The organism is Okeania sp. (assembly GCF_983059655.1).
Map to the genome: position 1 here is coordinate 1 of NZ_CEZPJD010001014.1, position 2,416 is coordinate 2,416.

The window sequence follows — 2,416 nt, forward strand, 5'->3', positions numbered from 1 at the left end:
TCTAACCATCTATCTTCATCTGTTAAATTTCTCTCTTGTAAAAGCATTTTGCACGCCTCCAAAAAACCATGAATTTTTAAAGTATGACAGTAATGATTTCCTAGCTCTATTTTTGGTTCTTCCCGACTCAGGAGTAATAAACAACTTTGGTGGGATGATGTAGCTATTTGTTTAAAAAGTTTGCCATAATTTTCATGGTCTGGCAGGTAAGTGCCTGCTAATTCTCCACGGGCAAAAATTTCTTGTAGGTTGTCAAAAATTAGCAAGCAACGATATTTACGGAGGTAATGTATTAATTGATTATTGGTAGTTTTGGCAGGAGAAAAATCTGCTGTTTTTTGGGAATAAGAATCAGGTGGAGATAAAAAATTAATAATGCTTGTTTGCAGAGATTCTAAAGTGGAGTAGTTATCAATATTGCGCCAGATTATATAATCAAATTTATCTTTTATTTGTGGAATTAATTGTAGGGCAAGTACGCTTTTGCCAATGCCAGCTAATCCTAATATGGTGATGATGCGGGTGTGGTTTTGTAGTATCCATTGTTTGAGGGTGGTAAGTTCAGTGTGGCGATCGCACAGAGAATATAAATCTGGAGCTTCAGATAAATCATAATTATTTTCTGGGTTAGTGTTGTTTGAATTTTGGTTAGCGAAAGTGGGAGAATGTTTATTTTTAGGTGTTAAAAATTGTCTGTTTTCTTCACAGATATTAATGTTACCAACTTGCATACATTCGCCAAAATTTGAAATCTGTGAAAACTGCCATTTTTCTAAAATAGAACGAACATTAGATTGTTTAATATCATCCTCTTTTAAAACCTCCTCTAAAAGTTGCCATAAATCACTACCCACCTGTTTCACATGATTGTACTTGCGATGACTATCCTCAGCTATTTCCGGGTATTTCTTACCTAACAAAGTGCTTTTTAATACTTTTCTCTGAAGAGAATCTAAGTGTTTCCCCGTTTTTGCGAACACTAACCTATCCGTTAATTCAACTAATGTCTGAACATTCATATCTACAGGTAAAAATGTAGCTTTATTATGTTTCATCTGACTGTATCACACTTTTTCCTACTAAAGCAACTAAACCCCACAGTTTAATACTAAATTAGTGCAAAAAAAATTTACTATTTATGACTAAACCAGACATTATTGATTAGACAAAACTCAATTTATGGGAGAAAATAATCGAGAATAAAAATTATCCGTAAGCATCTGAAAAGTTACCAATAAATAGTTAATAGTTCTCAAATCAGAAACTCAAGATTGTAATTTCTAAAAGTTACTATTAGCTTTTTGATAGATAGCTATTATGGTTTCCTTATCTTGAAAACACAATGACAAAAATTTTGTGACTAGGCTTGAGAGCAAACTGTTATGAAATTTATGGAATAAATAAAGTTTACTAGGTAATAAAAACAGGTGAATTTTATGGATTTTAATTCAATAATGAAAATGTCAAAATGATAGTTATAAAAAAGAATCAAATCTTATAAAAATTAGATGATTCTTTTCAATACTAATCCTAGAAAAAATTAGAAGTATTTTTGGAGGTTATTGCTATGTTTAATCTTGTGGAACCCGAAGCAAATAGTCTTTTGCCAACATCTACCGACCTAGCTATGACAGCAATAAATGGCATAGAATTGGCCAATAGATTTCCTGGTGGTACAGAATTTAGTGTAGAAAATCCCTACATAAATATAGAAGGATTAATGCCCACAGTCGAGGATTATTCTGTTGTTAATAATGCAAAAGCAACCGAACTGACAGATGATTCTACGGATGAAGAAATAGATATTCTTACTGGTAGTAGTGCTGATGGAGCAGAAATTTTTATGCGAGAAGCTTCTGCCACTAACCCAAATGCAGAAGACGTTCACAGATTTTGGGACAGACAAACCCAAGCCCACTTTTTCACAGCAGACCAGGCAGAATTTGAACAGAGTCTAGCAGATACGACTAGATATCGATACGAAGGCGTAGAGTTTGAAGCACCATTTGCCTCTGTACCTGGAGCGCAGCCAGTTTACCGTTTTGAAAATGAGACTACGGGCACATTTTTTTATACTTTGCAAAGTCCGGATGTAATTACTAACAACTTCCCAGTGTTGCAAAACGATGGTATTGCTTTCTATGCTTTTTCGCCCGAAACTCCACCATCTGAAGCTGTTCCCGTGTATCGCTTTTTTAATGAAGGCGCTTCAATACAGACAGGTACACCCGTCCACTTTTATACTGGGACAGAGGAAAATAGGGATAACGTGATAGAAAACTTTCCTACATTTACCTATGAAGGACCGGGTTGGTATGCTTATGATATTGAAGGAACAGATACACCAGAACCAGACCCCGTTGGCGATCCCCCACCGCCAGCAAATACAACTCTTAGCGCAGCTCAAGAATTAGGT

At 35.2% G+C, this 2,416-nt stretch carries 1 protein-coding gene and 1 pseudogene; one reads left to right on the forward strand and one right to left on the reverse strand.

Annotation, left to right across the window (positions count from 1 at the left end; all coding sequences use genetic code 11):
* Positions 1–1,055 (reverse strand): helix-turn-helix domain-containing protein (locus AC3DU7_RS31230; RefSeq protein WP_488043121.1); only part of this gene is annotated, 1,055 nt, incomplete at its 3' end.
* A gap of 512 nt (positions 1,056–1,567) precedes the next feature.
* Between AC3DU7_RS31230 and AC3DU7_RS31235 the strand changes: the two are divergent.
* Positions 1,568–2,416, forward strand: a pseudogene (locus AC3DU7_RS31235) (hypothetical protein); the annotation flags it as partial.